The organism is Curtobacterium sp. MCPF17_051 (assembly GCF_003234595.1).
Taxonomy (GTDB): Bacteria; Actinomycetota; Actinomycetes; order Actinomycetales; family Microbacteriaceae; genus Curtobacterium; species Curtobacterium flaccumfaciens.
The window spans coordinates 13,053-35,297 of record NZ_QKSE01000013.1; the positions used below are offsets into that span (position 1 = coordinate 13,053).

The window sequence follows — 22,245 nt, forward strand, 5'->3', positions numbered from 1 at the left end:
GCTCGGTCCCGACGTAGGATCGCGTGTGAGCTCCGAGCACCCCGAACCCAGCGGCATCGACCCCGACGACCTGAGCGTCGCGCTCCGGGTGCTCGAGCAGCTGACCGAGATCGACGAGACGCATCCGGACTTCATCCGGGTCCGCCGGGCCACCGCGAAGATGTTCAAGGCCGTCAAGCGTGCGCACCGTCTCGAGAAGCGCAGCGTCATCGCCGAGGCCGACCGCCGTGTGATCGCCGCCACCGCCACCGGGGCCGCCGACCGGATCGACGACGAGACCCGCGGCGTCCTGATCAGCGCCTCGACCGCGTCGACCACCGCGGGCACCCTGCTGAAGTCACGGCCCTGCTACATGTGCAAGCAGCACTACACGGTCGTCGACGCGTTCTACCACCAGCTCTGCCCGGCGTGCGCTCGCATGAGCCACGCGAAGCGCGAGGCCCGGACGGACCTGACCGGCAAGCGGGCGCTGCTCACCGGCGGCCGCGCGAAGATCGGCATGTACATCGCCCTCCGGCTGCTGCGCGACGGGGCCCACACCACCATCACCACGCGGTTCCCCCGCGACGCGGTGCGCCGCTTCGCGAGCCTGCCGGACTCCGCCGACTGGATGGACCGCCTGAAGGTCGTCGGCATCGACCTGCGCGACCCCGCCCAGGTGATCGGGCTCGCCGAGGACGTGGCCGCGGCCGGTCCCCTCGACATCCTGATCAACAACGCCACGCAGACCGTGCGCCGGTCGACCGGCGCCTACCAGCCGCTGGTCGACGCGGAACTCGCGCCGCTGCCCGACGGACCGCTGCCCGAACTCGTCACCTTCGGGCACACGAACGACCAGCACCCGCTGGCGCTCGCACGGTCGGTGGCCGCGCACCCGATCCTCGCGGCCGCCGCAGCCCGAGCCGACGAGCTGACCGAGCAGGCGATGGCGCCGGGATCGAGCTCGCTCGAACGGCTCGCCCTGGGCACCGCGATCGACGCCGGCGGCCTGGTCCCCGACCTGCACGACGAGAACTCGTGGACCCAGCAGGTCGACGAGGTCGACCCACTCGAGATGCTCGAGGTCCAGCTGGCCAACACGACCGCACCGTTCATCCTGATCTCGAAGCTCCGCCCCGCGATGGCCGCGAGCACAGGACGCCGCACCTACGTGGTGAACGTCAGCGCCATGGAGGGGGTGTTCGGCCGCGCGTACAAGGGGCCGGGACACCCGCACACGAACATGGCGAAGGCCGCCGTGAACATGCTCACCCGCACGAGCGCGCAGGAGATGTTCGAGACCGACGGCATCCTGATGACGAGCGTCGACACCGGCTGGATCACCGACGAACGCCCGCACCCGACGAAGGTCCGGCTCGCCGAAGAGGGCTTCCACGCACCGCTCGACCTGGTCGACGGGGCAGCCCGCGTCTACGACCCGATCGTCCGGGGCGAAGCCGGCGACGACCTGTTCGGGGTCTTCCTGAAGGACTACGCGCCCAGTTCGTGGTGACGAGGCGCTGACCGGACCGGTTCCGTCAGTGCTTCGACGGGGTCGTGTCCTGCGGCAGGACCGCGGCGAAGCGCACCAGGAAGTCGCGCACCACCGTCAGGGGTGACGACCCGGCGGTCGGTGCTCTCACGGCTGCGCACGATGACCGGAGGCGCGGTGCACGTGGGCCGACAGACCCGCGTGCACCGCGCCTCCGGTCAGGATCGCCGCGAACGCAGCGTCAGCGGGATCAGCCGCGGATGAACGCGAGGATGTCGGGGTTGATGACGTCCGCGTGGGTCGTCAGCATGCCGTGCGGGTAGCCCTCGTAGATCTTCAAGGTCGAGTCGCTCAGGAGTTCGGCCTGCTTCAGGGCGGCGTCCTGGTACGGCACGACCTGGTCGTCGTCGCCCTGCAGGACGAGAACGGGCACGGTGATGGCTCGCAGGTCGTCGGTCTGGTCCGTCTCCGAGAACGCCTTGATGCCCTCGTAGTGCGCGACGGCGCTGCCGGTCATGCCCTGACGCCACCAGTTCGCGATGACCGGCTCCGACGGCGTCACGCCGTCACGGTTGAAGCCGTAGAACGGGCCGGACGCGACGGCCTGGAAGAACTCAGCACGGTTCGCAGCGAGTGCCTGTCGGAACCCGTCGAAGACCGAGATGTCGGTGCCCTCGGGGTTCGCGTCGGTCTTCACCATCAGCGGCGGGACGGCGGACACGAGGACCGCCTTCGCGACCCGGCCCTGGGGCTGGCCGTACTGGGCGACGTAGCGAGCGACCTGGCCGCCGCCGGTGGAGTGGCCGATGTGGACGGCGTCGTGCAGGTCGAGGTGCTCGACGACCGCGGACACGTCGCTGGCGTAGTGGTCCATGTCGTGGCCGGTGCCGATCTGCGACGAGCGGCCGTGACCGCGTCGGTCGGTCGCGATGACGCGGAAGCCCTCGGCCAGGAAGAACAGCATCTGCGCGTCCCAGTCGTCCGAGGACAGCGGCCAGCCGTGGTGGAAGACGATCGGCTGCGCGTCGGCGTTGCCCCAGTCCTTGAAGTAGATCTCTGCACCGTCGTCGGTGGTCACGTAGCCCATGGTTGCTCTCCTGTGCTGTTCTGCGGTTGTGGTGGTCGGTGGGTGGTCAGCCGAGTTCGGCGACGGCGTCGGTGATGAACGCCGCGACCTCGGTGGGGTGCGTCTGCATCACCAGGTGCGGTCCGTCGATCTCGATCACCTTGCGGACGCCGGCGCGCTGGTAGCCGAAGCGCTCGACGTCCGGGTTGATGGTGTGGTCGGCGCTGGAGACGATGCCCCAGGACGGCTTGGTCCTCCACGCCGCGACGGATGCGGGCTCACCGAACGCGACGGCGGACAGCGGACGCTGCGAGACCGCGAGGACCTCGGCCTCCTCGAGGTCGAGGCCACCCGCGAAGACGGCGGGGAAGGCGTCGATGGCCACGGAGACGTCGGTGCCGGGCTCAGCGCCGTCGACGGGGTACGGCGCGTACACCAGGTTCGCGGCGAGGTCGCTGTCGGGGAAGCCGCCCTGCAGGGCGCCGAGGCTCTCGCCCTCCTCGAGGGCGTACGCGGCGACGAAGACGAGGCCGACGACGTTCTCGGCGACGCCGGCCACGGTGAGGATCGCGCCGCCGTAGGAGTGCCCGACGAGCAGGACCGGTCCGTCGATCTGCTCGACGAAGGACTTGATGTAGGCCGCGTCGCCGGACAGGCTGCGGTTGAACACGGGTGGGACGAGGACCTTGTGACCCTGGTCGAGGAGGAGCTTCGTGACGGGCGCCCAGCTGCCGGCATCGGCGAAGGCTCCGTGAACGAGGACGATGGTGGGGGATCCGGTCACGGTGCGGTCCTTCCTGGTCCGTAGCCGGTGCCACGAACGTCGGTGTGGAAGCGGTGCTCCCGTCCGAGACGCTAGGGGCGCGGACCGGCGGTGCACATCGGTCGCGATGACCGATATCTGCCGTCCTGTGACTTAGTCGGTCATGGGCCGGGGTGTCAGTCGGTCGTCGGCTGGTCCTGTGCCGCTGTCGCTGTCGTCGCTGTCGTCGCTGTCATCGTCTCGGGCACCAGCGCCGACGGCAGCTGCTGCCGAGTCGAGACGCCGAGCTTCCGGAACGCCGCGTACAGGTGCGCACCCACCGTCCGGGGCGAGACGAAGAGGTGTTCACCGATGGCCCGGTTGCTCATCCCCTGGGCCGCGAGCGTGCAGACCCGGAGCTCCTGCGGGGTGAGCAGCTCGATGCGGCGCTGACCGGTCGTCGGCAGCCGCTCGCCCGTGGCACGGATGGCCTCCCGGGTCCGCTCTTCCCAGGTCGGGGCGGGCATCGCCTCGAACAGGTCCAGGGCGGCGTGCAGGACGGCGCGGGCGGTGGTGGTGCGGTTCGTGCGACGCAGGCGGCGACCGAGTCGCAGGAACGCTCGGGCCTGCAGGTACGGGATCGGCCAACGCTCGTGCTGCAGGGTCGCCCACGCCGCCTCGAGGCCGTCGTCGTCGATCAGGGCGGTCCGGGCGTAGTCGACGGCGGCCTGCACCATCGGGGCGTGCCAGCGCGCGTGGAGCCGCTCGAGGTCCGCCAACCGCTGGTCGGCGTCCGGTCGGTTGCCGGACTCCAGCGCGGCGTCGACGTAGTCGTGGGAGGTCAGGACGGCGAAGGACGGGTTGAATGCGTCGCCGTCGGGGTCGAACAGGCGACGGAGGGGTTCGAGCGCATCCGCTGCTCGGCCCGAGTGCAGGTGCGCCAACCCCGTCGCGCCGAGGAGCGTTGCGCGCATCGCACTCGAGCGGAGTACCTGCGCGCCCGCCTCGGTCCCGCCGGCGATCCGTTCGGCGTCGGGGTGCCTGCCCTCGAGCGCGTCGAACCACGCGAGCGCACACCGCGCCGCTGCGGAGAAGCCCGCGTCACCCAGGTCACGGCCGAGCGATGCGGCCTGTTCCGCGAGGACTCGCGCCCTGGCGACGTCCCCGGCCAGGTAGGTGGTCATCGAGGTCCCCATGAGCGCCTGTGGGAACGTCCGCAGCTCACCACGCGCCTGCATGCTCGCGAGGGCACGGTCGAGCAGGACGCGAGCCGTGTCGATCTCGCCCACCAGGTTCAGCGCGTACCCCAGGAGCCAGGCCGACTCTTCGTCCTGAGCCGTCGGTGCCGCCGCCAGCGCGAGTTCTCGGACACGATCGCCACGCGCCACCGGCTCGGTCCGTGCGGCGAGCAGGAGCGACCGCGGGTCGTCCTCGGGCAGCGCGAGGGCTTCGACGACGACGAGCATCGGGTCGCCCGGGTCCGCCTCGGAGGTGTGGTCCCAGGCGATCGCGGCCAGGTGCAGCAGCGCGTCGGTGGCCTGCTCGACCCCACCGGCCGCCTGCATCTCGGAGACGGCGCGGAGCGCCGGTCCGAGGTCACCGACGGCCAGGCCGGTCCGACCGGTGGGCAGGGTCTCGGCGACCCACGCAGCGCGTGCTGCGAGCAGCCGACCGGGCGCCTCGTCGCGTGCTCGCTGCACCAGGAGTGACGCTTCCGAGATCCTGCCGGACAGTCCGGCGAGTTCCGCCGCGACGATGCGCCGCTCCACGCGTCTGGACACGTCGGAGGTCAGTTCGGCCGCACGCTCGTAGGCCCGGCTCGCGACGAACGGGTCGGACATCGCCGTCCGTCCGTCGCCGATCGCGGCTATCTCGTCTGCGAGGGACTCGTCGTGACCGGTGGCGAGTTCGGCGCGCCACCAGGTCGTCCGGGACGGATCGTCCTGGTGTTCGATCACGAGCGACCGCAGGACGGCGGTGCGCTCCGTCGGGGACGCAGCCGACAGGACGGCCGACTGCACGAGCGGGTGTCGGAACCGGATCGCACGCGGAGGGACCCACTCGAGGAGCGAGGACGCCGATGCCTGCTCCGTCCACGTCGGTGCCGGGAAGCGCCCGATCGCGCGTGCGGCAACCCGCGCTGCCTCCTCGGCACTGGTGCTGCCGGACAGCGCCACGGCGAGGATGGCCAACCTGACCGACTGGTCCAGCTCCGTGTACCGGGCGGTGAACTCCTGCTCGACCCGGCCCACGACAGGGCGTTCCCGAGTGCGGTCCACCGCCGCGACCGGCCGCACGAGTTCGTGCAGCGCCAACGGGTTGCCCTCGGCGCGGATCACGAGGTCGCGTCGAGCCTGACCCGTGGGCGCTCCGGAGATCCCGTCGAGCAGTTCACCGGCAGCCGATTCGTCGAGCGGACCGAGGTGCAGACGTCTGATGCCCGGGGTCTCCACCATGTCGGTGTTCCGCGTCGTCATGACGATGACGACCGGGTCCTCGCCGACACGGCGGGCCATCATGCGCAGCGCCCACTCGGACGGCGCATCCATCCAGTGCAGGTCCTCGGCGACGACCACGAGTGGACGTTCGCTGGCGGCGTCGGAGAGCAGCGTCAGCGCGGCGAGGCCGGCGAGCAGCGGCGAGGGCTGGACTCCCGTCGCGACACCGAAGGCGACGTCCAGCGCGCGTCGCTGCGGTGCCGGCAGGTTCGCGATGCCGCCGCGCAGCGGGTACAGGAGCATGTGGAGCGCGGCGTACGGCTCAGCTGACTCGGCCAGGGTGCCGGTGGTCGTGATCGCTCGCACGCCATGGGTTTTCGCGTACTCGAGCAGATTGGTGACCAGCGATGACTTGCCGATTCCCGCTTCGCCGTCGACCACGAACGCAGAACCACCACGAACGACGTCGCGGACGGCATCTCGGAGGGCCGCGCTCTCCCGCTGACGCCCGATGACGGGCCGCACCATCGTCACCCCGTCAGTATGGCAGCGGTGCTGCCGATGCAGGGTCTGCGTCCTGTGGTGCCGAAGCGGCTCTGCCGACGGGCCGATCAGCCCCCCGCTCCGCCTCCAGGATTCGAACCCGGACCTAACGGCACCAAAGGCCGTCGTGCTGCCATTACACCAAGGCGGAACGCACCCGCAGGTGCTCCTCCATCCTCCCACGACCGACGAGGCTGGCTGTCCGCTCCGGGTTCGGCCAAGATGGAGGGATGCCGCATGAGGACGAGGTCGATCGCATCGTCGCGGCGTGGGGTCGTGAGCGTGCCGACCTCGACTTCGGCCCGCTCGAGGTGCTGTCCCGCGTGGACCGGCTCGCCCGGCACCTGGACCGCGCCCGGCGGACGGCGTTCGACGCGAGCGACATGGAACCGTGGGAGTTCGACGTCCTGTCGGCCCTGCGGCGGGCGGGTGAGCCGTACGAGCTGAGCCCGAAGACCCTGCTGCAGCAGACCCTGGTGTCGAGCGGCACGATGACGAACCGGGTGGACCGCCTTGCGGCCCGCGGCTTCGTGGGGCGACGGACCGACCCGAAGGACGGCCGCGGCATCCTCGTCTCGCTGACGAGCAAGGGCCGGGTGGCGGTGGACGCGGCGATCGCGGACCTGCTGGCCGCCGAGCGCGACATCCTGTCCGGGGTCTCCGCCGACGAGCAGGGCCACTTGGCCGGGCTGCTCCGCCGACTCATCCTGGGCCTCGGGGACTGACCGACAGCGTGACACGGGCCGAGCGGCCCCGGCGTAGCGTGCGCCGCATGCACGCCATCACCCTCGCCGTCGCCGACGTCGCTCGATCGGCCGAGTTCTACCGCGCCCTGCTCGGCATCGAGGGCAGCGGCGTCATCGGCACCGAGTACCCCGCCACCGAGACGCAGGCCGGCGGCACCACGGCGATGTTCACCCTCGACGACGGGCTGATCGTCAGCGTCTACGGCCGTGACGACATGGCGAAGGACTCCGGCGTGCAGCTGGCCACGGCACCGAGCAGCACGATCGGGCACTTCACGGGCAATCAGGCCGAGGCCGAGGCGTTCCTCGAGCGAGCACAGGCAGCGGGCGCCACGATGCCCGAACCGCCGTACACGCGCCCGTGGGGCATGTGGTCCGGCTTCTTCCAGGACCCGGACGGCCACCTGTGGGAGGTCGTGGCGAACCCCGGCGGTGGGGCCCCCGAGGACGCCACACCGACGGACAGCGGCCAGGACGCGGTCGACCCCGCGTCCGTCGAGTAGACCGCCTCAGACCCCGAGCAGCTCCGCGACCTCGAGCCAGCGCTCCTCGAGCTGCTCGACCTCGGCCTCGAGCGCACCGAGCTTCGCCTGCAGTTCGCCGAGTCCGGCGTAGTCGGACTGGTCGTGCGTCGCGAACTGGTCGAGCAGCTTCTTGCGGTCCGCGCCGACCTTCGCGATCTTCCGGTCGAGCGCCGACATCTCCTTCTCGGCCGTCCGCCGGTCCGCTCCCGACAGGGCGGACGCACCAGCGGCCTTGGACCCGGCCACGGCACCGGCCGAGCCGGTCCCGCCGACGGTGTCGGGCCTCCCGGCAGACGCGGCGGCAGCCGCAGAGGCGGTCCCGCCCCCGGTTCCGGCCTCGCGCAGACGCATGTACTCGTCGACGCCGCCGGGCAGGTGGCGCAGGTGACCGCCGAGCACGGCGTACTGCTGGTCGGTGACGCGCTCGAGCAGGTACCGGTCGTGGCTGACGACCAGCAGGGTGCCGGGCCAGGTGTCGAGCAGGTCCTCCATGGCGGCGAGCATGTCGGTGTCGAGGTCGTTGGTGGGCTCGTCGAGGATCAGCACGTTCGGCTCGTCGAGCAGGATGAGCATGAGCTGCAGGCGCCGCTTCTGCCCACCGGACAGGTCCTTGACCGGCGTGGAGAGCTGCTCCGAGGTGAAGCCGAGCCGCTCGAGCAGCTGCGACGGCGTCATCTCCTTGCCGTCGGCGACGTAGCTCGTCTTCTTGCGGGCCACCACCTCGCGCACGCGGTCGTCGGCGAACTGCTGCAGGTCGGCGAGCTGCTGGTCGAGCACCGCGACCTGCACCGTCTTGCCGGTCTTCACCCGCCCGCTCGTCGGCTGCAGCCGGCCGGAGACCAGGTTGAGCAGCGTGGACTTGCCGGCGCCGTTCGGGCCGAGGATGCCGGTCCGCTCCCCCGGAGCGATGCGCCACTCGATGCGGTCGAGGATCTGCGTGCCGTCGAACGAGACGCTCACGTCGAGCAGGTCGACGACGTCCTTGCCGAGGCGCGCGGTCGCCGTCCGGGACAGCGCGACCGTGTCGCGGATCGGCGGGACATCGTCGATCAGGGCGTTCGCCGCGTCGATGCGGAACTTCGGCTTGCTCGTGCGGGCCGGAGCGCCGCGGCGGAGCCACGCGAGCTCCTTGCGGGCCAGGTTCTGGCGGCGCTGCTCGATCGTGGCGGCCTGCCGGTCACGCTCGACACGCTGCAGGATGTACGCGGCGTAGCCACCTTCGAAGGGATCGACGACGCCGTCGTGGACCTCCCACGTGTCGGTCGACACCGCGTCGAGGAACCACCGGTCGTGCGTCACGACGACCATGCCGCCCTGGTTCGACGACCAGCGGCGGTTGATGTGCCCGGCGAGCCACTCGATGCCCTCGACGTCCAGGTGGTTGGTCGGCTCGTCCAGGAACAGGACGTCCCAGTCGCCGACCAGCAGCCGCGCGAGTGCCACACGGCGACGCTGCCCACCGGACAGCTCGTCGACGCTGACGTCCCACGGGATGTCCGAGACCAGACCGCCGATGATGTCGCGGATCTTCGGGTCACCGGCCCACTCGTGCTCCTCGAGGTCGCCGACGACGGTGCTGCCGACGGTCGCGCCCTCGGGCAGGATGTCGCGCTGGTCCAGGTAGCCGATGGTCAGCCCGCGCCGGTGCGTGACACGGCCGCCGTCCGGCTCGAGGCGCTGGGACAGCAGTGCGAGGAGGGTCGACTTGCCGTCGCCGTTCCGGCCGACGACGCCGATCCGGTCGCCCTCGTCGATGCCGAGGGTGACGTTGTCGAAGACGACCTTGGTGGGGAACTCGAGATGCAGGTTCTCGGCGCCGAGGAGATGTGCCACCCGTCAAGGGTAGGTGGCGCGGCGGGGTGGTGGGTGCGGGTCGGGTGGTGCGGCTGGTGCGGCTGGCTCGTGCGCGTGGTGCGCGTGCAGGTGGTCGGCCCGTGCGCGTGGGCTCGCGCGGTGCGTCGGCGGCGCGGCGCGCCGGTGCGTCGGTGCGTCGGTGCGTCGGCCTGGAGGCCCGGGTCAGCTCGCGGGGGCGACGTCGCCTTCGCCCGCGGCCTCCTTGGCGCGCTTCAGGCGGGCCTGCGCCTCCCAGTACTCGATCTCGCGCTCGAGCTCGGCGAGCTCCTGCTCGGTACCGGTGACGCGCTTGGCGCCGTGGGCACTGCGGGCGTCGCCGAGGGTGGCGTACCGGTCCTCGTGGCGGGTGGGCTCGATGTAGCGACCGTGGTTGCGTTCGCCCGGAGCCCAGTCGTGGCCGATGGCGAACCAGACGATGCTGCCCACGACGGGGACCAGGATCACGAGGATCACCCACGCGATCTTCGGCAGGCCGCGGATCTGGTCATCCGTCTTCGTCAGGATGTCGATCAGGGCGAAGACCAGCAGGATGACGGTGATCCCGGGCAGCAAGACGCTCATGTTCGCGATTCTATGGATCCGCTTGGAGTCTCACCATGCCCCGAACGAGCGTCCCGGTTGCGAAGGTGCACAGGGTGGGCGTCGAGCGGCCGGCGGGCGAGGCTGCAGGATCAGCGCGCCCGATGGCCGGCGGTCGCGGTCTGGGCGGAGGCGGTCACAGCGCCGCCACCCACTCGTCCGTCCCGTCGGTGAACCGCTGGTGCTTCCAGATCGGCACGCGCTCCTTCACCAGGTCGACCAGGGCGCCGCATGCGGCGAACGCCTGCGCCCGGTGCGACGACGACACCGCTGCGGCGAGCGCGACGTCCCCGATCCCGAGCGCCCCGACCCGGTGCAGCACGGCGATCCGGACGTCGGGGTGGTCCTCGGCGATGGTGCGGGCGACCTCGGTGATGACCTCGCCGGCGCTGGGGTGCCGCTCGTAGTCGAGCGCGGTGACGCCCTTGCCACCGTCGTGGTCACGGACGATGCCGGCGAAGGTCACCAGAGCGCCGTCCTGCTCGGTGGCCACCGCGGCTGCGACCTCGTCGACGCTGATGTCGCGGTCGACGACGTCGGCGAGCACGACACGTGCGGCGGCCTCGGTGGTGCTCACGAGGCACTCCGCGGGGCGTGGCCCTCGCCGTGCACCTGTGCGACCACGTGGTCGAGCACACCGTCGAGCACAGCGAGCCCGTCGGACACCCCGCCACGCGACCCGGGCAGGGTGACGAGCAGGCAACCTGCGTTCGTGACCCCGGCGACGCCGCGGGTGAGCAGCGCGGTCGGGCCGGCACCCGCGAGTCCGCGCCGACGGATCTCCTCGGTGATGCCGGGCAGTTCGAGGTCGATCAGCCCCGCCACCGCCTCGGGGGTCCGGTCGGTCGGGGTGACCCCGGTGCCGCCGGTGGTGATGACGACACGTGCGTCGGCCAGGAGTTCAGCGGTGACGGTCTCGGTGATCGCGCCGCCGTCGGGGACGATGATCGGGTCGCTCGTGGTGAACCCGCGGTCGCGCAGCCAGTCGACGATGACGGGCCCGGTGCGGTCGAGTGCGGGCTCGGCGGCGGCCTGCGTGGACACCACGACGACGGCGGCCCGGCCCCTGGTCGGCTCGGCGGTCATCGGTTGCTCCAGTCTCCGGAGCGCCCGCCGTGCTTCTCGAGCACGCGGACGTCCGTGATCACGGCCGCTCGGTCGACGGCCTTCACCATGTCGTACACCGTCAGGGCGGCGACACTCGCCCCGGTCAGGGCTTCCATCTCGACGCCGGTGCGCGAGGTCGTGCGGACCGACACCTCGATCAGCACGCGGTCGTCTGAGCCGGTGATGTCGACCTGCACGCCGGCGATCGGCAGCGGGTGGCACAGCGGGATCAGGTCGGAGGTCTTCTTCACCGCCATGATCGCGGCGATGCGGGCGGTGCCGACGACCTCGCCCTTGGGCAGCGAGCCGTCGAGGATGCGTGCGACGACGTCGGGGCGGGTGACGACGGTGGCGGTGGCGGTGGCGGACCGGTCGGTGACGTCCTTCGCGGAGACGTCGACCATGTGTGCGCTGCCGTCGGCGCGGACGTGCGACAACTCGTCGGTCGGCGACAGCTCGTCGGTCGGCGACGGTCCGGGCCGCACCTGGTCAGAGGCGGACGGGTCGGTCATCGGAGGCTCCAGACGGTCAGGGGGTCGCCGGGTTCGACGGTGTCGACGCCGACGGGGACGTGCACCAGGTGGGTGGCGGCGGCGTAGTGCACGAGCAGGTGTGAACTCGGCCCACCGACGAAGTGCACGGCCCCGTCCTGCACCCGGCCGCGACGGACCTGGTGCTTGCCGACGGGTGAGCCGGCAGCGGACGCCGCTGGCAGGACCTGGGTGGGACGGTCCGGCGTCAGCCCGACGGCGGTGGCGAGCAGCGGTCGCAGGAACACCTCGAACGAGACCAGCGCCGACACCGGGTTGCCCGGGAACGACACGACGGGCACGGAGCGACCGCCACCGGCGTCGCCACCGAACACGACGCTGCCGAACGCCTGCGGCCCACCGGGTTGCATCGCGACCGGCGTCACCGCGAGCCCGCGGGGTTCGAGCGCCTGTCGGACGACCTCGTACGCCCCGGCGCTGATGCCCCCGGTGGTCAGCACGAGGTCGGCCCAGTCCCCCACGGCCGCATCGAGCGCCCCGTCGAAAGCAGTGACCTCGTCGGGCACCCGGACGGTCCGCGATTCCGCACCGACCTGGGCCAGGGCCGCCCGAAGCGCGATGCCGTTCGCGTCGCCGATGGTCGCCGCCTTCGTGTCGGCGCCCTGCAGCTCCGAGCCGGTCGACACGACGAGGACCCGCAGCGGTCGACGCACCGACACCGTCGTCACCCCCGCAGCAGCCAGGGCCCCGAGCAGCGCCGGCGTGACCGCGGAACCGGCCGGAGCGAGCTCGGCACCGGCGGGCAGGTCGCTGCCGGTGACCCGCACGAACGTCCCGGCGGTCAGGTCAGCGGGCACCGTCACCCGCGGCAGCTCGAGCGCCGCCGGGAACGCACCGGGCTCGGTCGCCTCGACCGGGAACACCGCGTCGGCACCCTCCGGGATCCGTGCCCCGGTCATGATCGGCGCCGCCGTACCGGGCTCGAGCGGTTCGGGCACCACGCCGGCCGGGATCGGTTCGACGACCCGCACCTGCTGCCCGGCGTCGGCAACCCGCACTGCGAAGCCGTCCATCTGGCTGTTGTCAAAGGGCGGCAGCGGCACCGGCGACGCGACGGCCGCCGCGAGCACACGGTGTCCGATCCCGGCTCCGAACCCCGCACTAGCGAGCTCGTCGATCGGCAGTTCTTCTGATCCGAGGCCCGCCACCACCGGCGCGAGCAACGCCGCCAGTTCGTCGCGGTGCTGACCGATCGTTCGCAAAGAGGCCTCCGAACAGGGGGTTGGTGGCGCCGCTCCCGGTTCGCCCGGTGGCGCCGTCAGTAGCGTATCCAGCGCGCAGCCCGCGCCGACGACCAACGGAGGACCTGTGGAGAACGACGAAGCCGTGACGATCGGTGTCATCGGAGGCTCCGGCCTCTACCAGCTGTTCGACGAGGGCACCGCCGACGAGCTCGACGTCCCGACCCCGTTCGGCCCGACGTCGAGCCCGATCAGCATCGGCACGATGGCCGGACGACGGGTCGCGTTCCTGACCCGCCACGGCCGTGAGCACTCCGTCGCCCCCCACCGCATCAACCACCGCGCGAACGTGTGGGCGCTCCGTTCCCTCGGTGTCCGCGCGATCGTGTCCTCGAGCGCCGTCGGCGGCCTGCACCCCGACTACGCACCCGGCACCTTCGTCGTGACCGACCAGCTCATCGACCGCACCTGGGGACGCGCCGACACGTTCTTCGAGGACGACGTGCAGCACCTGTCCTTCGCCGACCCGTTCGACCCCACGCTCCGTCGCGCGGCGATCGACGCCGTCGCCGGACTCGACGTGCCGTTCCGTCCGACCGGCACCTGCGTCGTCATCCAGGGTCCCCGGTTCTCCACCCGCGCCGAGTCCGTCTGGCTCCGGCAGGCGGGCGGCCACACGATCAACATGACGATGACGCCCGAGGTCCCCCTGGCCGCCGAACTCGGCATCGCCACCGTGAACCTGTCGTTCGTCACCGACGCCGACGCCGGCCTGGCCCCGACCGAGGACGAGACCGCAGCCGCAGCCGCAGCCAGCGGCCCCGACGTCGACGACGCCGGCGCCGTCGTCACCCACGCCCTCGTCATGGAACGCCTCGCCCGCGCCAACGAGGTCATCGTCCGCGCCATCGGCCAGATCGTCGCCGCCATCCCCGCCGACTTCACCCCGCGCGAACTCGTCCCGACCAGCGCGAGCGCCAGCATCATGCAGGCCCAGCCCACCACCGCCACCGCATGAGCCGCCTCCTCGTCACCGGCGGCGCCGGCTTCATCGGCTCCGCGATCGTCCGCCGTGCCCTGGCCGACGGCCACGAGGTCCGCGTCCTCGACTCCCTGCGCGACGACGTGCACGGCGACCCCGCCGATGTCATCCGCGCCCACCAGCAGCAGGGCATCGCGTTCGTGCACGGCGACGTCCGCGACCGGGTCGCCCTCGACACCGCGCTCGACGGCATCGACGTCGTGTGCCACCAGGCCGCCAAGGTCGGCCTCGGCGTGGACTTCCAGGACGCCCCCGACTACGTCTCGTCGAACGACACCGGCACCGCCCACGTCCTCGCCGGCATGGACCGGCACGACATCGGCCGGCTCGTCGTGGCCAGCTCGATGGTCGTCTACGGCGAGGGCGCGTACACCACCGTCTCCGGGGAACCCACCCGTCCGCCGGCCCGCCGCCGCGAGGACCTCGACGCCGGCCGCTTCGACCCGATCGGCCCCGACGGTCAGCCCCTGCTGCCCGGCCTGATCGACGAGTCCGCAGCGCTCGACCCCCGCAACGTGTACGCGCAGACGAAGGTCGCGCAGGAGCACCTGGCCTCGAGCTGGGCCCGTGCCACGGGAGGCCGCGCGATCGCGCTCCGCTACCACAACGTCTACGGACCGGGCATGCCGGCGAACACCCCCTACGCCGGTGTCGCGTCCCTGTTCCGCTCGGCACTGGCTCGTGGCGAGGCACCCCGCGTCTTCGAGGACGGCGCCCAGCGACGCGACTTCGTGCACGTCGACGACGTCGCCGGCGCGAACGCCGCGTCCATCGCGGCGACGGCCGACCTGCCGTCGGACACGTTCCGCGCGTACAACGTCGGCTCCGGCACCGTGCACACCATCGGCGACATGGCCGCCGCGATCGCCGGACCCGACGGCCCGCAGCCGGTCGTCACGGGCGAGTACCGCCTGGGCGACGTCCGCCACGTCACGGCGAGTTCGGCACGCATCGCCGCCGAGCTCGGCTGGCACGCCGAGGTGGACTTCGAGCAGGGCATGCGCGACTTCGCGACGGCTCCGCTCCGCAGCGCCGTCCGCTAGCCGGAACGCGTGCGCGAGCGGTTCGCCGCTGGTCGCGCCTGAGAGCGCGACCAGCCACCGGACGGGAGGCCCGTGACGGCCCCGCCCCGCGCCTCCCGTCCGCTGTCCCCGCCCCGACGGCTCCGCAAGACGCCGTCGTGTCGGCACCACGCACCCTGGTGCGTGAGACGCCGCCGCCTTCGGCGGCGTGTCGACGACACGACGGCGTCTTGCGACACCCACTCGCGCGACCCACGCGCGCGCTCTGTCCCCCGTTCTGCGGACCGCGCTCCCACAGAACGCGCTGAACGAACAGGACCCGGCAGTTTCCTGTACCCCGCAGCGCGTCGTCGTGTTACGTCGAGTGCATGCCAGGACAGACCCGTCGATCCGACCGACCGCACCGAATGACGGACATGACTGTCGACGTGATCCTGCCGTGCCTCGACGAGGCGGATGCCCTGCCGAAGGTCATCGCGCGGCTCCCCACGGGCTACCGGGCCATCGTCGTCGACAACGGATCGACCGACGGATCAGCCGACGTCGCCCGCGCCCACGGTGCCCTCGTGGTGACGGAACCCGTCAAGGGCTTCGGTTCGGCCTGCGCCGCCGGGGTCGCCGCGGCGACCGCCGACTTCGTCGCGTTCTGCGACGCCGACGCCTCGATGGACCCCGCCGAGCTCCCGCCCCTGGTCGACCGCGTGGCCAGCGGCCGCGTCGACCTGGCACTCGGCCGCCGCGTCCCGACCGGCCGCGGTGCGTGGGCTCCGCACGCGCGCTTCGCGAACCGCGTCCTCGCCGTCCTCATGCACCGCGCGACCGGCTACCGACTGCGCGACCTCGGCCCGATGCGCGTGATGCGCCGCGAGGACCTCGTCTCCCTCGACCTGCGCGACCGCCGCAGCGGCTACCCGCTCGAGATGGTCCTGGCCGCCCACGCCGCCGGCTGGCGCGTCGACGAGTCCGACATCGGGTACGCGCAGCGCATCGGCGACAGCAAGGTCACCGGCACGCTCCGCGGCACGATCAACGCGGTGCGCGACATGTCCCGTCTGCTCCGTGCGTACCGCCGGGAGGCCCGTGCCCGGGTCGTCGCACCGGGGCCGCTCCGCCAGGCGGCCGAGTCCACCCCCGTGGTCGAGGAGGCCCGCTCGTGACCGTCGACCCCACCCACGTCAGCGACGCTGCAGCCGACGGCGTCTCCGTCCCGGTGACCGTCGCCGTCGTGGCGAAGGAGTGCCTGCCCGGCAAGGTGAAGACCCGGCTGACGCCGGCGCTCTCCCCCGAGGGCGCCGCGCGCGTCGCTTCCGCGAGCCTCGCCGACACCCTGGCGACCGTCCGCGCACTGCCCGCGGCCCGCCGGGTCCTGTTCTTCGACGGCGACGTCGTGCCGGCGTCGGCCGAGGGGTTCGAGGTGCTGCGCCAGCCCGGTGGCGGCCTGGACGAGCGCCTCGGGTTCCTGTTCGACGCCGTCGACGGTCCGCTGCTGCTCGTCGGCATGGACACCCCGCAGGTGTCCACCGCGGACCTCGCGCCGGTGTTCGACGACGCCGAGCGCGACGCCTGGTTCGGCCCGGCCGAGGACGGCGGCTTCTGGTCGCTGTACCTGCGACGGCCCACCGGCGACCTGCTGCGCGGCGTCCCGATGTCGCGTGACGACACCGGAGCCGTGCAGCTCGCACGCCTGACCGACGCCGGACTCGACGTGGGCGTGCTCGGGGAGCTGCTCGACGTCGACACGATTGCGGACGCCGAGCGGGTCGCCGACCTCGCACCCGACTCCGACTTCACCAGGGCACTCCGTGCCGAGACCGTGGGGAGCACCCGATGACCATGCACGCACCCGTCTCGTTCGGTGCCGGCGGCGGCGAGCCGTACGCCCGTGCCCTGCGCACCGACGGCCACCTGCGCCTGACCGACCCCGACCGGCCCGACGCCGTCACCACGATGGACGTCGGTCGCTGGAGCGCCGCCGCCGACCGCGTCGACCGCTCGCTGCTCGACGACGTCGACGGCGGGGTCATCGACATCGGCTGCGGTCCGGGCCGGATGCTCGTCGCCGCCCGGTCCCGGGGCATCCCGGCGCTCGGTGTCGACGTCTCCGCCGAGGCCGTGGCCATCGCGCAGCGCGCCGGCGGCACGGCCCTGCAGGGCTCCGTGTTCGACGCGGTGCCCGACGAGGGCCACTGGGACACCGCGCTGGTGATCGACGGCAACATCGGCATCGGTGGCGACCCCACGGCCCTGCTCACCCGTTGCCGCGAGATCGTGCGCGCCGGCGGCCGGGTCATCGTCGAGACGAACCCCGAAGCCGCGGCCGACCGCGTGTACACCGCGCGGGTGGTGGACGCCGACGGCAACGAGAGCGCCGGGTTCCCGTGGGCCGAGGTCGGCCTCGACGCCCTGCACCGGCACGCGGCGGACGCCGGGATGGTCCCGCGGCAGAGCTGGACGGCCGAGGGCCGGAACTTCTGCGAGCTGCTCGCCTGAGCCTCCGACACGCGCTTGTTTTGCACAATGCAAGACAAGCGCGTAGGGTGGTGGTCATCCAGCCGACGGCGTCGCGGTCGCCGGCTCGGTGACCCGCGGACCTCGGCACGACGACGAGGAGCACCCATGCAGAACCGTCAGAACCCCCTGGGCGGCGCCTACGTGACCGGCCTCGAGACCCGCGCCGAGCTCGGCAGCTACACGGGCGACGCGACCCGCAGCCCGATCGGCAGCTACACGGGCGCCGGCATCGGACGAGCACTCGGACGCTTCGTCGACACGCAGTTCCGCCGCCCCGGGACCGCGACGTCCTCGACGCGCACCGTGACCGGCTCGTTCCGCACGGCGACGGGATCGTTCCGCACCGCCTGAGGCACCCGCCTCCACAGACCGCGAGCGGTCGTCCACCCCGGGGGTCCCCCCTCAACCCGGGTGGGGCGGCCGCTCGCTCGCGTTCCCCCGACCTCCGGTGCACTTCCCCCGAACGCGCCAGGGCCGCCGATGCCAGGATGGACGCATGAACGACCGCGCCGGCACCCCAGCGACCGCAGACGACCTCGTCGACCTCGACGAGCTCCTCGCCGCCTACCACGACCGAGTGCCCGACGTCTCGATCCCGGAGCAGAAGGTCGTGTTCGGCACGTCCGGACACCGCGGGTCGTCGCTCGACACCGCCTTCAACGACATCCACATCGCCGCCATCACGCAGGCGATCGTGGAGTACCGCCGCGACCAGGGCACCGACGGGCCGCTCTTCATCGGCCGCGACACCCACGCGCTCTCGGCCCCCGCCGAGCAGACCGCTCTGCAGGTCCTCGCCGCCAACGGCGTGCGCGTGCTCGCCGACAGCCAGGACGGTTTCGTGCCGACGCCCGCGCTGAGCCACGCGATCATCCGCTACAACCGCGCCGGCAACCCGGACACGGCCGACGGCATCGTCATCACGCCGAGCCACAACCCGCCCCGCGACGGCGGCTTCAAGTACAACCCGCCGCACGGTGGCCCCGCCGACAGCGACGCCACGAGCTGGATCGCGAACCGGGCGAATGCGATCATCGAGGGCGGCAACGCCGAGGTGCAGCGCACCGAGGACTCCGAGCCCGAGCGCTACGACTTCCTGAACACGTACGTGGCCGACCTCGAGAACATCATCGACATCGCCGCGATCAAGCGTGCCGGCGTGAAGATCGGCGCCGACCCGCTCGGTGGCGCCTCGCTGCCGTACTGGAACGCCATCCGCGACCACTACGGCCTCGACCTGACCGTCGTGAACCCCGCGGTCGACCCCACGTGGGCGTTCATGACGCTCGACTGGGACGGCAAGATCCGGATGGACCCGTCGAGCCCCTCGGCGATGGCCTCGGTGCTTGCCCGCAAGGACGACTTCGACGTGCTCACCGGCAACGACGCCGACTCCGACCGGCACGGCATCGTCACGCCCGACGGCGGACTGATGAACCCGAACCACTACCTCGCGGTCGCGATCGAGTACCTCTACGCGCACCGGCCCGAGTGGCGCGACGATGCCGCGATCGGCAAGACCCTGGTGTCGTCGAGCATCATCGACCGCGTCGCCGAATCCCTGGGCCGTCGCCTGTGGGAGGTCCCGGTCGGCTTCAAGTGGTTCGTCCCCGGCCTGATCGACGGCTCGGTGGCGTTCGGCGGCGAGGAATCCGCGGGTGCGTCGTTCCTGCGCACCGACGGCACCGCGTGGACCACCGACAAGGACGGCATCATCCTGGCGCTCCTGGCGTCCGAGATCGTCGCCGTCACCGGCAAGACCCCGTCGCAGCTCTACGCCGAGCTGACCGAGCGCTTCGGTGCCCCGGTCTACCAGCGCGTCGACGCCGCGGCCTCGAAGGAGCAGAAGGCCCGCCTCGGCAAGCTCGACGGCGACGCCATCACCGCGGACACCCTCGCCGGCGACCCGATCACCGCGAAGCTGTCGAAGGCGCCGGGCAACGACGCAGCCGTCGGCGGCGTGAAGGTCGTCACCGACAAGGCGTGGTTCGCCGCGCGCCCGTCGGGCACCGAGGACGTCTACAAGATCTACGCGGAGAGCTTCGTCGGGCAGGAGCACCTCGAGCAGGTGCAGCGCGAGGCCAAGGAGATCGTCGACGCAGCACTGGGCGCCTAGCGCCCTCGTCGGACGGGCTGCGGGTCTCGGACACCGCAGCCCGTCCGCCGGAACCGAGCCGGGCCTCCAGGCCGTGTGCCAGCGGGGCCCACTGGGCGTACCGTGACTGCCGATCCACTCAGGAAGCCGTCTCGGCGCGACCGAGCACTTGCGGCAGTTGTAACTTTGCAGGCAGCGCAAAAATCGTTCTGCCAGCGCATCGGTACCCCGGGAGACCCTGCTCATGACCCAGACGGCGACCGCACCCGCGGCCCCCACCACGGCGTCCAACGTCGTGATGAACCACCGACAGATCCTGTTGGTGATCTACGGCCTGATGGCCGGCATGTTCCTCGGTGCCCTCGACCAGACGATCGTCGGCACCGCTATCCGCACCATCGGCGACGACCTGCACGGACTCGACCAGCAGGCCTGGGTCACCACCGGGTACCTGATCGCGTCGACGGTGACGACCCCGATCTACGGCAAGCTCTCCGACATCTTCGGTCGCCGGCCGCTCTTCATCACCGCGATCGGCATCTTCATCGTCGGCTCGTTCGCGGCGTCGTTCTCCGACTCGATGCTCATGCTCGCCGGGTTCCGCGCACTGCAGGGCCTGGGTGCCGGTGGTCTGATGTCCCTGCCGCTGGCGATCATGGGCGACATGCTCGCTCCACGCGAGCGGGCGAAGTACCAGGGCTACTTCCTGGCGGTCTTCGGCATCTCGTCCGTCATCGGGCCGCTGGTCGGCGGCGTCTTCGCCGGTGCGGACCAGCTGCTGTTCATCGCCGGCTGGCGCTGGGTGTTCCTGATCAACGTGCCGATCGGCATCATCGCCCTGTTCATGGTGCTGACGTTCCTGCACCTGCCGAAGTTCGGCGACCGCGGCAAGCCCCGCATCGACTGGTGGGGCGCGACGCTCGTCATCGTCACGCTCGTGCCGCTGCTGCTCATCGCCGAGCAGGGCCGCGAGTGGGGCTGGGACTCCCCTGCCGCGTTCGCCTGCTACGCCATCGGCGCCCTCGGCCTGATCGCGTTCATCATCGTCGAGCGCGCGATGGGCGACGACGCGATCCTGCCGATGAAGCTGTTCGGGTCGCGGGTGTTCTCGATGTCCGCGATCCTGTCCGTGCTCGTCGGCTTCGGCATGTTCGGCGCGATGCTGACGATCCCGCTCTACCTGCAGATCGTCAAGGGCGTGACCCCGACCGAGTCCGGGTTCGCCATGCTGCCGATGGTGCTCGGCCTGATGATCTCGTCGATCGCCTCCGGCCAGATCGTCTCCCGCACCGGCAACTACCAGGTCTTCCCGATCACCGGAACGGCGTTCACGGCGATCGGCTTCACGGTCCTGACGTTCCTGACCGCCGACCGGCCCCTGTGGTTCCTGATGCTCGGCATGTTCGGCATCGGGCTCGGACTCGGACAGCTCATGCAGACGCTGACCCTCGCCGCGCAGAACTCGGTGTCACCGCGGGACATCGGTGTCGCCACGAGCGCCGCGACGTTCTTCCGCCAGATCGGCGGCACGATGGGCACCGCTGTCCTGCTCTCCGTGCTGTTCACCCTGATGCCGACGAACATCAGCGCCGCGATGCAGAACGAGTCCGACCTGAAGAGCGCGCTCAACGCCGCGATGACGCCCTCGGTCGCGAACGCGTCGAAGAACCAGGGCGTGATGGACGAGATCTGGACGAAGATCGTCGACCCGGTGCAGCAGAACGTGCAGGACGGTCTCGACCAGGGCACCGCGCAGGCGAAGCAGGCCGCCGATGCCGCCGTGACCAAGCAGGTGACGGCGGCGGTGCAGCAGCAGGTCGCCGCGGGGACCGTCCCGGCCGCAGCAGCGGACACGATCATCGCCCAGCAGGTCGACGACGCCAAGCCCGCAGCCGAGCAGCAGGCGCTCGAGACCGCGGCCACGAAGGCGAACGCCTCGGTCGTCGACGGCAAGCTGCAGATCGACTACTCGGACAAGGCGCAGCGGGAGAACGTCGTCGACCAGGTCGCCCCGACGCTGATCAAGCAGCTCAAGAGCGGTGACTCTGCCGCGAGCTCGTCCACCGACTCGGCGACGAGCGACACGTCGTTCCTGAACGGGGCGGATCCCCGGCTCAGCCGTCCGTTCCTGGTCGGGTTCAGCGACTCGGCCGTCCGCGTCTACTACGTCGGCCTCGCGGTGATCCTGCTCGCGTTCGTGCTGACGTGGTTCTTCCGGGTGCCGCCGCTCCGCAAGACCTCGGCGCTGCAGGAGCAGGCCGATGCCGCACGCACGGCGGCCGGTGCGGGGTCGGACGGGAGCGCCGCTGCAGCCGCTGCCGCCGCCGCACCCGGCGCCGGACCGGTGCCGCAGGGGTCGTCCTCCGCCGAAGTGCCGACGTCGCCCGAGGTGCCGACGTCGCCGGACGTGCAGCCTCGGTCCGCCCGGGCCGCCGGGGCGTCGGACGTCTCGGTGCTGCCGAACGGGGTCGACGACACCCGCGCGCCGCTGCCGAACGCCACGACGCACGGTGCACACTCGGCGGCCGCGCCGGTCGACGAGCCCCCGACGACGACCGGTGCCATCCGGACCCGGGCTGCCCACGCCGCCCCGGTCGTGGAGCCGGACGCCCAGGGCGCCGGAGCCGATACGGCGGAGGCGAGCCGGGCCTCCCGGCCGGACGCTGGCGACGCGCACGGACACGGGCGGCACTCCGCGGAGTAGTCGGCGCGGGCGCTCGCTCGGTGCGTGTGCATGTTCCGACGATCCACGCGTCGAACCACTCGTGGATCG

Annotated in this window: 20 protein-coding genes and 1 tRNA gene; 11 read left to right on the forward strand and 10 right to left on the reverse strand. The window is 71.8% G+C overall.

From position 1 onward, the window contains the following. Positions 1–25 precede the first annotated feature (25 nt). Entirely contained in the window at positions 26–1,492 is a 1,467-nt protein-coding gene (locus tag DEJ35_RS11415) for an SDR family oxidoreductase (protein ID WP_111192752.1), read from the forward strand. Positions 1,493–1,721: 229 nt separating this feature from the next. Here DEJ35_RS11415 and DEJ35_RS11420 read toward each other — a convergent pair whose 3' ends face one another. The 4 genes from DEJ35_RS11420 to DEJ35_RS11435 all read right to left on the reverse strand — a co-directional run bounded on the left by DEJ35_RS11420 (position 1,722) and on the right by DEJ35_RS11435 (position 6,411). Beyond that, positions 1,722–2,558: an alpha/beta fold hydrolase gene (locus tag DEJ35_RS11420; RefSeq protein WP_110858899.1), complete on the reverse strand. Its 837-nt coding sequence runs from the start codon at positions 2,556–2,558 to the stop codon at positions 1,722–1,724. A gap of 46 nt (positions 2,559–2,604) precedes the next feature. Beyond that, entirely contained in the window at positions 2,605–3,321 is a 717-nt protein-coding gene (locus tag DEJ35_RS11425) for an alpha/beta fold hydrolase (RefSeq protein WP_111192753.1), read from the reverse strand. A gap of 155 nt (positions 3,322–3,476) precedes the next feature. Next, positions 3,477–6,245, reverse strand: a complete 2,769-nt coding sequence (locus tag DEJ35_RS11430) for a LuxR family transcriptional regulator (RefSeq protein ID WP_111192754.1) — start codon at positions 6,243–6,245, stop codon at positions 3,477–3,479. A gap of 94 nt (positions 6,246–6,339) precedes the next feature. Continuing rightward, positions 6,340–6,411, reverse strand: a tRNA-Gln gene (locus DEJ35_RS11435). 79 nt (positions 6,412–6,490) lie between these two features. On the opposite strand from DEJ35_RS11435, the gene DEJ35_RS11440 reads away from it, so the two are divergent. Then, on the forward strand, positions 6,491–6,985 hold the full coding sequence (locus DEJ35_RS11440) for a MarR family winged helix-turn-helix transcriptional regulator (RefSeq protein WP_111123843.1): 495 nt from the start codon (positions 6,491–6,493) through the stop codon (positions 6,983–6,985). A 47-nt stretch (positions 6,986–7,032) separates the two neighbouring features. Continuing rightward, positions 7,033–7,509, forward strand: coding sequence for a VOC family protein (locus tag DEJ35_RS11445; protein ID WP_146244784.1), 477 nt, complete (start codon positions 7,033–7,035; stop codon positions 7,507–7,509). A gap of 6 nt (positions 7,510–7,515) precedes the next feature. Here the strand turns inward: DEJ35_RS11445 and DEJ35_RS11450 are convergent, their stop codons facing one another. The 6 genes from DEJ35_RS11450 to glp form a co-directional block, all read right to left on the reverse strand. Beyond that, positions 7,516–9,363 carry an ABC-F family ATP-binding cassette domain-containing protein gene (locus DEJ35_RS11450; RefSeq protein WP_071248222.1) on the reverse strand — a complete coding sequence of 616 codons (1,848 nt, stop codon included), beginning with the start codon at positions 9,361–9,363 and terminating at the stop codon, positions 7,516–7,518. 183 nt (positions 9,364–9,546) lie between these two features. Continuing rightward, the gene (locus DEJ35_RS11455) at positions 9,547–9,945 is read right to left on the reverse strand and encodes a PLDc N-terminal domain-containing protein (protein ID WP_111091494.1); all 399 of its coding nucleotides are present in this window, start codon (positions 9,943–9,945) and stop codon (positions 9,547–9,549) included. Positions 9,946–10,099: 154 nt separating this feature from the next. After that, complete coding sequence (locus DEJ35_RS11460; protein ID WP_181430186.1) at positions 10,100–10,540, reverse strand: molybdenum cofactor biosynthesis protein MoaE; 441 nt, start codon at positions 10,538–10,540, stop codon at positions 10,100–10,102. Next, entirely contained in the window at positions 10,537–11,049 is a 513-nt protein-coding gene (locus DEJ35_RS11465) for a molybdenum cofactor biosynthesis protein B (protein WP_111091495.1), read from the reverse strand. Before DEJ35_RS11465 ends, DEJ35_RS11460 begins: the two co-directional genes overlap by 4 nt. Beyond that, positions 11,046–11,582, reverse strand: coding sequence for a cyclic pyranopterin monophosphate synthase MoaC (gene moaC / locus DEJ35_RS11470; protein ID WP_111192756.1), 537 nt, complete (start codon positions 11,580–11,582; stop codon positions 11,046–11,048). The genes DEJ35_RS11465 and moaC overlap by 4 nt, the downstream gene beginning before the upstream one ends. Next, on the reverse strand, positions 11,579–12,823 hold the full coding sequence (gene glp, locus DEJ35_RS11475) for a gephyrin-like molybdotransferase Glp (protein WP_258378469.1): 1,245 nt from the start codon (positions 12,821–12,823) through the stop codon (positions 11,579–11,581). Before glp ends, moaC begins: the two co-directional genes overlap by 4 nt. A gap of 106 nt (positions 12,824–12,929) precedes the next feature. Here glp and DEJ35_RS11480 point away from each other — a divergent pair, with 106 nt between their 5' ends. The 8 genes from DEJ35_RS11480 to DEJ35_RS11515 all read left to right on the forward strand — a co-directional run bounded on the left by DEJ35_RS11480 (position 12,930) and on the right by DEJ35_RS11515 (position 22,176). Then, the gene (locus tag DEJ35_RS11480) at positions 12,930–13,820 is read left to right on the forward strand and encodes an MTAP family purine nucleoside phosphorylase (protein WP_111192757.1); all 891 of its coding nucleotides are present in this window, start codon (positions 12,930–12,932) and stop codon (positions 13,818–13,820) included. Then, complete coding sequence (locus tag DEJ35_RS11485; RefSeq protein WP_110858889.1) at positions 13,817–14,887, forward strand: NAD(P)-dependent oxidoreductase; 1,071 nt, start codon at positions 13,817–13,819, stop codon at positions 14,885–14,887. Before DEJ35_RS11480 ends, DEJ35_RS11485 begins: the two co-directional genes overlap by 4 nt. Positions 14,888–15,273: 386 nt before the next feature. After that, complete coding sequence (locus DEJ35_RS11490) at positions 15,274–16,023, forward strand: glycosyltransferase family 2 protein (protein ID WP_110858888.1); 750 nt, start codon at positions 15,274–15,276, stop codon at positions 16,021–16,023. Continuing rightward, positions 16,020–16,697 (forward strand): DUF2064 domain-containing protein, encoded by a 678-nt coding sequence (locus DEJ35_RS11495; protein WP_258369777.1) that lies wholly within the window; start codon positions 16,020–16,022, stop codon positions 16,695–16,697. The genes DEJ35_RS11490 and DEJ35_RS11495 overlap by 4 nt, the downstream gene beginning before the upstream one ends. Then, on the forward strand, positions 16,694–17,356 hold the full coding sequence (locus DEJ35_RS11500) for a bifunctional 2-polyprenyl-6-hydroxyphenol methylase/3-demethylubiquinol 3-O-methyltransferase UbiG (protein ID WP_110858887.1): 663 nt from the start codon (positions 16,694–16,696) through the stop codon (positions 17,354–17,356). The genes DEJ35_RS11495 and DEJ35_RS11500 overlap by 4 nt, the downstream gene beginning before the upstream one ends. 126 nt (positions 17,357–17,482) lie before the next feature. Continuing rightward, complete coding sequence (locus DEJ35_RS11505; protein WP_110858886.1) at positions 17,483–17,728, forward strand: hypothetical protein; 246 nt, start codon at positions 17,483–17,485, stop codon at positions 17,726–17,728. A gap of 145 nt (positions 17,729–17,873) precedes the next feature. Then, entirely contained in the window at positions 17,874–19,493 is a 1,620-nt protein-coding gene (gene pgm / locus DEJ35_RS11510) for a phosphoglucomutase (alpha-D-glucose-1,6-bisphosphate-dependent) (protein ID WP_110858885.1), read from the forward strand. Between the two features lie 223 nt (positions 19,494–19,716). Then, positions 19,717–22,176 (forward strand): MDR family MFS transporter, encoded by a 2,460-nt coding sequence (locus tag DEJ35_RS11515; RefSeq protein ID WP_111192758.1) that lies wholly within the window; start codon positions 19,717–19,719, stop codon positions 22,174–22,176. Positions 22,177–22,245: the final 69 nt, after the last annotated feature.

What these genes read in the sequence shown, in the direction of transcription:
- DEJ35_RS11430 (WP_111192754.1), bottom strand. Translation starts at nt 6,245, where the DNA reads ATGGTGCGGCCCGTCATCGGGCGTCAGCGGGAGAGCGCGGCCCTCCGA.
- DEJ35_RS11505 (WP_110858886.1), top strand. Translation starts at nt 17,483, where the DNA reads ATGCAGAACCGTCAGAACCCCCTGGGCGGCGCCTACGTGACCGGCCTC.
- DEJ35_RS11500 (WP_110858887.1), top strand. Translation starts at nt 16,694, where the DNA reads ATGACCATGCACGCACCCGTCTCGTTCGGTGCCGGCGGCGGCGAGCCG.
- DEJ35_RS11515 (WP_111192758.1), top strand. Translation starts at nt 19,717, where the DNA reads ATGACCCAGACGGCGACCGCACCCGCGGCCCCCACCACGGCGTCCAAC.
- DEJ35_RS11445 (WP_146244784.1), top strand. Translation starts at nt 7,033, where the DNA reads ATGCACGCCATCACCCTCGCCGTCGCCGACGTCGCTCGATCGGCCGAG.
- moaC (WP_111192756.1), bottom strand. Translation starts at nt 11,582, where the DNA reads ATGACCGACCCGTCCGCCTCTGACCAGGTGCGGCCCGGACCGTCGCCG.
- DEJ35_RS11455 (WP_111091494.1), bottom strand. Translation starts at nt 9,945, where the DNA reads ATGAGCGTCTTGCTGCCCGGGATCACCGTCATCCTGCTGGTCTTCGCC.
- DEJ35_RS11420 (WP_110858899.1), bottom strand. Translation starts at nt 2,558, where the DNA reads ATGGGCTACGTGACCACCGACGACGGTGCAGAGATCTACTTCAAGGAC.
- DEJ35_RS11485 (WP_110858889.1), top strand. Translation starts at nt 13,817, where the DNA reads ATGAGCCGCCTCCTCGTCACCGGCGGCGCCGGCTTCATCGGCTCCGCG.
- pgm (WP_110858885.1), top strand. Translation starts at nt 17,874, where the DNA reads ATGAACGACCGCGCCGGCACCCCAGCGACCGCAGACGACCTCGTCGAC.
- DEJ35_RS11440 (WP_111123843.1), top strand. Translation starts at nt 6,491, where the DNA reads ATGCCGCATGAGGACGAGGTCGATCGCATCGTCGCGGCGTGGGGTCGT.
- DEJ35_RS11490 (WP_110858888.1), top strand. Translation starts at nt 15,274, where the DNA reads ATGACGGACATGACTGTCGACGTGATCCTGCCGTGCCTCGACGAGGCG.
- DEJ35_RS11465 (WP_111091495.1), bottom strand. Translation starts at nt 11,049, where the DNA reads ATGACCGCCGAGCCGACCAGGGGCCGGGCCGCCGTCGTCGTGGTGTCC.